At 45.4% G+C, this 7445-nt stretch carries 4 protein-coding genes and 1 pseudogene; all 5 read left to right on the forward strand.

The genetic code is table 11. The annotated features are described in order from the left end of the window. On the forward strand, positions 1-549 hold a 549-nt coding region (locus PSSD_RS27885), incomplete at its 5' end, for a YobI family P-loop NTPase (RefSeq protein ID WP_439654620.1). Between the two features lie 25 nt (positions 550-574). Then, a pseudogene (locus PSSD_RS24935) lies at positions 575-1467 on the forward strand (YobI family P-loop NTPase). Positions 1468-1493: 26 nt separating this feature from the next. Further along, on the forward strand, positions 1494-3782 hold the full coding sequence (locus tag PSSD_RS24940) for a hypothetical protein (RefSeq protein ID WP_153011509.1): 2289 nt from the start codon (positions 1494-1496) through the stop codon (positions 3780-3782). Between the two features lie 630 nt (positions 3783-4412). Next, the gene (gene sopA, locus PSSD_RS24945; protein WP_058974108.1) at positions 4413-5579 is read left to right on the forward strand and encodes a plasmid-partitioning protein SopA; all 1167 of its coding nucleotides are present in this window, start codon (positions 4413-4415) and stop codon (positions 5577-5579) included. Next, complete coding sequence (locus tag PSSD_RS24950) at positions 5579-6535, forward strand: ParB/RepB/Spo0J family plasmid partition protein (protein ID WP_064511485.1); 957 nt, start codon at positions 5579-5581, stop codon at positions 6533-6535. The genes sopA and PSSD_RS24950 overlap by 1 nt, the downstream gene beginning before the upstream one ends. Positions 6536-7445: the final 910 nt, after the last annotated feature.

The following is a 7445-nucleotide window of genomic DNA, read 5'->3' on the forward strand; positions in this document are numbered from 1 at the left end:
ATTATGTTTATTAATAAAATAAAAGAAATATTTAAATCAGACGGTGATTCTGAGCCACCCTCTCAATTTGAAGAGCACCGATATGAAGCGTTGACACCGAATAACATTGATGATGAAAATATGAATGAGTATTTCAAGGCGCTCAAATTTTCACTTCACCATCAAGATATCAGGAATATCGCAGTGACCGGGCCGTATGGAGCAGGTAAAAGCACGGTAATTTATTCATTTCTAAGAAAGAATGCTTTTAAATACATTAATGTTTCACTGGCAGGTTTTGACATGTCAGGCAGAGAAGAGACGGTTGTTCCTTCTACACCTGAAGTGGAATTGAGTATTCTTCAGCAAATTCTGTATAAAGAGAATAAAGATTCGCTGCCAGATTCAAGAATAGATCGTATACAGAATCGGGACAGAAGGCACATCAATTCTATATTTTGGTCTACTCTCGCGTTGGTATTACCCGCGGCTGTATTTAGTGGAATGATTTTCCTCTCTACACTGATTGGTTTTTTAATGTGCCGTCGTTTTTCAGTGGGTTCCTTATAAGTCACCCAGAAATAAAATTTTTGTTATGGTAATATCTGGTGTTTTAACGGTTTATAATTTTATCAGGGTTGCTTCTGGAGTTGGGATCTTTGATAAGAAACTTCGCCTGAATAAAATCGCCTTTCTTAAAGGTGAGGCTGAACTGTCATCTCAGGAACAGCCTTCATTGCTTAACAATTGTCTTGATGAAATTGTTTATTTTTTTCAAAGTTAACCTATAGAGTTGTAGTTTTTGAGGATCTCGATCGACTTGGAACTCCTGAGATATTCATCAAGTTGCGAGAAATAAACAAGATTGTAAACAATAATCTCTCTGAAGCTGACCCTGTCAGGTTTGTATATGCTGTCAGAGACGACATTTTTCTTGGCGCTGACGCAAGAACCAAATTTTTTGATTTTATTGTTCCCGTTATTCCTTTTATGGACAGCCGAAATGCTTTCACACTTCTTCATAACAAAATGCAAGACTTACCGCAGGAGAGTTCTGCATGTCTGAAGAATGCTTCTGCTTATATTAAAGATATGCGATGCCTTAAAAATATCATCAACGAATATCTTGTATTCAAAGAAATTGTTGACAATAAATCTGATAAAATAAAACTTTTTTCTCTCGTTTTCTATAAAAACACTTTTGCTTTAGATTATAGTTTTATTGAGAAAAGGACGGGGATCCTATTTTCATTTATCCATAATTACCGCACTCGGCTTCTGCATTCAAATTATTTTGGTGATTTAGATAGGGAGTTATCTGAAATTACATCGAAAATATATGAGGTGCAGAGTGAGAGAGCTTCATCAGCTGAAGATTTACGAAGAGACATTGTTAACAGGATCTTACCCGAAGATTTAGTAGGTAGAATATATATCTGTAAAAACTTAATCATTCCACTTATCAGCAAGTTTCTAATGTCAACTTAATCAATAATGAAGATGCATTTATTGATTTGCTTTCAGATAAGGAAATATATTTTGGTAGTAATTTGTATCATTACCAAAATTTTAATGCTTCCGACTTTGAAAAACGAAAGACCCTGTTGCAGGAATACTACGATAGAAAAAAATCCACAGGTGAAATTAAAACTGAACTTTACAAAAACCTTGTTCAGCAATCTGAGCGTTTGAGGAGAGATATAAAGTACCGCAATGCGATTACTCTCAGCGAACTGGTAAAAAAAATGGGAAGAGAAGCCTTTGGCAAACTTGCTGAAGAATATATCAGCGGAATGGACGGGCACGACCATGTGACAAGCCAGGAAGTAGAAACCCTGCGTTCAGACATGCAATATGGCGGTCTCGATGCCCTTTATTTTTTGCTGGCCGACGGCCACATCATGCAAGATTTTATGATGTATCGCTCGATTTTTCACAAAGGCTCAATGTCTGAAAACGATAATGAATTCATCAAGGCCCTGGGACAGGATCTTTCCTGTCAGGCTTCCAACGAGCAGTTTTACATTGATGATGCAGAAAAGGTTGTTCCTGAACTGGTAACTCATCATCGCATCTATCATGAAGGTGCGATGCATCATCAGATTCTTGCATGGATGCTGGAAAAAAACAGCCCTCAACTACCTGAAGTCATCTCAGTTTTGTTTACGCGCAACCCGGATCATATTCTTAATGTTTTTTCCGTGCTGATTAATCGCTTTGAGGTTCCTCATATATTTGACCGCTTTATTCAGCACGCGTTGGGGACCCGCGCGCACCTGGATGCGATGCTGGATATGCTCAACAATCAGACAGAGAGTGCTGAACATTACCGGATTTCGTTGGCTATTATCGCGAACGTTTCACCATCCAGCGCATCCGATGCTGATAAGTACCATGATTTTGCCCACTCACTGGGCAGCGGTGCTATCTCCCATCTCAGTGCTGAAAATGCGATGCCTTATATGCGGCACATTCTTGAAGCGGGGATCAAATTCAATTCGCTTTACTTTCCTGACACCGAAACTGAAAGGGCATGCGCGCGATTTATAGCGAATAATTCTCTTTATAATATCAATCGTGACACTCTGGCTGTTGCCCTTTGGTCATTGATAGAGGATGAGGAAAAAGAACTAGGGAAGTTGATCGGTTATCCGTGGACTGCATCAGGTTATTCTGGGGCAGAGCCCGTACGGGAATACATTTTGAACAATATCAATACGTTCATCAGCGAGTGTTTCCTGACGTCCTTTGAGAACGAAGATGTCATCCTGAAAATCCTCGAGCTGGCTGATGTCAGTGATGAAATGAAGCAGCGAATCGTGGCAGAGAAAGACTTCATTCTCTCGTCGCTTTCAGGTATCCCTGATACGCCCGTTTCAGTTTATAACGGAGAGGAAGTTAACTTCCGCGAGCTCTTTTATGCCCACGAGCGTGTTGAGGCAGGATGGCCTTCCCTTTTGGATTATCTCAAGCAGGGATACAGTGAGGCGGTATTGGCATTCCATCTGTCGGCTCATGTCGGTATTTATGCCTGCACCAAGCCTGAACCTCAGAGTGACCACGATCGAGACGTACTTTATGCGGCCATAGTCTGCAACAATGAAATCAGCGATGAAATTTACAGACAAGTAATGACATTAGTCAGTGTCAGTACCTCGCAACTCGATGATCGGCTCAGCCTAAGGAATTTCGTCAGGCTGATTAATCAGAAAAAACTAGCCCTTGATGAAAATTATGATGCAATTTCGGCACGCTATGCTGCATCGACGACTGATATGCTTGAAGTTTATGTGACCTGGTTCAGCCACAATAAAGACGAATTTGTAGAATATTTCGAATATTATCTGGGGTCGAATGATACTAACGAATTCTTTATACCGATGCTTGCTGCAGTCATAAAAAGCTCATTCCTTTCGGCTGTTGAACGAGCTGCGATCGTCTCGCACTATTATGAAGAATATCTTCAACAGAGTATTGTGGTCCCCCCTACTGATGTTATGGCGTTAGTTGTGCATGGCGCATCACCACAGGCGCTCAAATATAAATTTGCAGCTGTCCTGTTACGTTCGGGTCGCCTTTCGAGACATGAGGCCGGAGAGATAGTGCGTGAACTGGATGAGCCAGGTCTCCATAAGGTCTTCACCAATACCACCGAAGCAACTTTTGATGTTACTCAGCCAGAAAATTGCTTATTCATTTTGACTGCTCTGAAGGATGCCGACATCATCAGGGACTTTACAGAGCGGGAAGATGGCAAAATCCAGGTTCGGATCCGCAGGTTTGCGCCCCGCCTCGAGAGTTGAATTCAACGGGGCGCAACCATGCCCCTTTTTCCTTCTAGGTGAGTGTTCATATTACCTTCACTCTTTTGAGTTCTGCGTCCGGCTGTTGTTTATGTCAGCTTCAGAATAAGTTATCTATGCGCTCCCTCTCCATGACGCTACATATTTGGCGTGATTGCTTTCATTACATAGCGTCCATCAGCTCAAGCTGGCGAATATCGATGATGCTACGCAAATTCTGGGTTCCCACATCCCACTATTTTTTTTAAATTTCGCGTAGCGTCGCCTTAATTCTGCCAGAATTCGCCGCCAGACTGCGCCATCACTGGGTTTCCACCCATTTCATATCAGCTTTCATGCATAGGCTTTTATGGCCATTTAGTCATTATAAGTAGAAAAGTAAGGCATTGGCCACATTGCATTTTTACAGTTTGGAGGTGCACCAGATTACGGATATTAGGGAAAACACTGTGCTGTTAGTGATTAGGCTTCAGGCGAGAGACCTTTGCAAAATTTCCGAAGAAGATAGACCAAGTGCCTGACGATTTTCTTAAACTTTGCATTAAACCATGATATTTGCAGTTTTGGTGTTGCTTTGCATCAATTATCAAGATTTAATGACATTATGCAAAGTCATTTAAGGATAATCACGTGGGATTGATGAAAACGCTAGACCAGTGCATAGCTGCCGGTCACGATATGACCAAAGCTATTGCTGTAGCTCAGTTTAATGATGACAGCCCGGAGGCGAGAAAGATCACCCGCAGATGGCGGGTTGGTGAAGCTGCCGACCTGATTGGTGTATCGCCGCAGGCTATTCGTGATGCGGAGAAGGCGGGACGCCTCCCCTACCCCGATCTGGAGATGCGCGGGCGTGTGGAGCAGCGCGTGGGCTATACCATAGAACAAATCAATCACATGAGGGATGTTTTCGGAACCCGCCTGCGCCGGCCAGATGAAAGTATCCCTCCCGTGATTGGTGTGGCGGCGCATAAAGGTGGTGTATACAAAACTTCCGTGTCGGTTCATCTTGCGCAGGATCTGGCGCTCAAGGGCTTGCGTGTGCTGCTGGTTGAAGGCAACGATCCGCAGGGAACAGCCTCCATGTATCACGGCTGGGTACCGGACCTGCACATTCACGCTGACGATACTCTGCTGCCCTTCTATCTCGGCGAACGTGATGACGCGTTCTATGCCATCCGGCCTACCTGCTGGCCCGGGCTTGACATCATCCCTTCCTGCCTTGCACTGCACCGCATTGAAACCGAGCTCATGGGGCGCTACGACGAGGGCAAGCTGCCGACCGAGCCTCACATGATGCTCAGACTGGCGATTGAATCTGTTGCGCAGGATTATGACGTGGTCGTCATCGACAGTGCCCCAAACCTCGGTATTGGTACCATTAACGTGGTGTGCGCAGCCGACGTGCTAATCGTGCCAACCCCGGCGGAATTGTTTGACTATACTTCCGCCCTGCAGTTCTTCGACATGCTTCGCGATCTGCTGAAGAATGTTGATCTCCAGGGGTTTGAGCCGGACGTACGTATACTTTTAACCAAGTACAGCAACAATAACGGTTCGCAGTCGCCGTGGATGGAAGAGCAAATCCGTGACGCCTGGGGCGGCATGGTACTTAAGAATGTTGTTCGCGAAACAGATGAGGTAGGGAAAGGACAAATCAGGATGCGTACCGTGTTTGAGCAGGCTATCGATCAGCGCTCCTCCACCGGTGCCTGGCGCAACGCGCTGGCCATCTGGGAGCCTGTCTGCAACGAAATCTTTGACCGCCTTATTAAGCCGCGTTGGGAGATCCGCTGATGAAACGTGCACCCATTATTCCTAAATCTTCGCCCTCCTCTTCTGCTGCTAATCCGTCCTCTGCCCCCGCAGCACCGATGGTTGATTCCCTGATAGCTCGCGTTGGCGGCATGACTAAAGGCAATACTATCGTGTTACCCGTATGTGGACGAGACGTTAAATTTACGCTGGAAACTGTGCCAGCCGGTCAGGTAGAAAAGAAGACTAACGTTTGGGGCGGCAATGAGCGAGTGCAAGCTTTTCTGACAGAAGACGCTCTCGATGATCTTATCCCCTCTTTCCTGCTGAATGGTCAGCAAAACCCGGCCTTTGGTCGCCATGTTAACGCTGGAATTGAGGTTGCCGATGGTAGCCGCAGACGTATGACGGCAATCCTGACTTCATCAGAATATCGCGTGCTGGTTGGCGAGCTTGATGATGAACAGATGGATGCGCTGTGTAAACTCGGCAATGACTACCGACCTACCAGTGCCTTCGAACGGGGAAAACGCTACGCGCAGAGGCTGGAAAATGAGTTTGCGAATAACATTTCGGCTCTCGCTGATGCTGAAGGAATTTCCCGTAAAGTCATTACGCGCTGCGTCAACACATCAAAGCTGCCGCATGACGTGCTCTCGCTTTTCTCACATCCGGGTGAGCTTTCGGCTAGGGCCGGTGAACAGTTATATAAGGCGTTTGAAGGCAAAGAATCATTGCTGGCTGAACAAACCGAGTCCCTTATCGCAGGACGAAAAAACGGTCTCCTTTATGAATCAGATGAGATCATTAAGGAACTGAATTCGGCGCTGACTAGAGGCACCTATGCGATACGGGAACCTGCGGTCAAGAAGGACTTTGCTCCGGGGGCGACTGCGCAGTACAAGGGCAATAAGGTGTTGTTCAGTCTGGACAGAACCAAAATCCCCGAGTCTCTTATTGCACAGTTTGAAGAATTGCTCATTCGCCTCAATCATTAAACATTGTTCTGGGACCATGGTCCCAGAACGCAGGCCCTGCACATGCATTTCTCTGCGAAGGCATAGAACTGATAAAGAATCCCCTTTTCAGTGATATAAGAATTTGAAATCTTAAAGTTGGGACCACGGTCCCAACTGCCAGATACCCTTTACTGTGTTTATCCTTGACTCTGCAAGACTCATATCCAGTAAGCTACATCTAAAACAATGGCTGTTGGGACCATGGTCCCAGAGTGTGGTTGGTTCACATTACTCATTATTCTCCCTCATTCAGCCAGTCACGAGTCCAGACTCCACTTTAATCAAACGCACATCACTTTTATATCTGGGACCATGGTCCCAGCTTACCTCATTCAGGAGCGAACCTGAGTTCGTTAGTTTCATCGCCATTACCCTCGCTACAGCTAGGATAGACTTACAGCAGAATAAATTTGATACCTGCTGGGACCATGGTCCCAGCACCAAACTAAACTGACATATCTATTGGGACCGTGGTCCCAGCCTGCGGATCATTAAGGCGGAAATGTTTAGCATTACGCGTGGCCTTCACCAGGAACTTATCCCTTTTGAACTAAGTCATGTCACATGTGAGAGTTCGATCTGCGCACTTACAATCTGGTCACGCCTTGCTGAGCCAGTATGCACTGCCAAGCTGCAGTTTTGGTAGTCATAGCCCAAGCGACTGCAGCCCGCTGCTACGTTTAGGAGTTGCGGGCATTCCTATTCAGGCTTCTGAGAGCAAGGCATGCCAGAAGGCCAGGCAACTACAAACACCTTTCAAACTGAAAGTGTATTTCCTGCCGGGGCATTTACTTAATACTTTTCATATGTTTCATAATGCCATTCAGATGAAGTGGAAAACCTCTAAGGGGAGAAATCGCCGATACCACTTTGCCTATAACACGCGTGC

The sequence above is a fragment of the Type-D symbiont of Plautia stali genome (assembly GCF_001485335.1).
Lineage (GTDB): Bacteria > Pseudomonadota > Gammaproteobacteria > Enterobacterales > Enterobacteriaceae > Pantoea > Pantoea vagans_C.

What these genes read in the sequence shown, in the direction of transcription:
- PSSD_RS24950 (WP_064511485.1), top strand. Translation starts at nt 5,579, where the DNA reads ATGAAACGTGCACCCATTATTCCTAAATCTTCGCCCTCCTCTTCTGCT.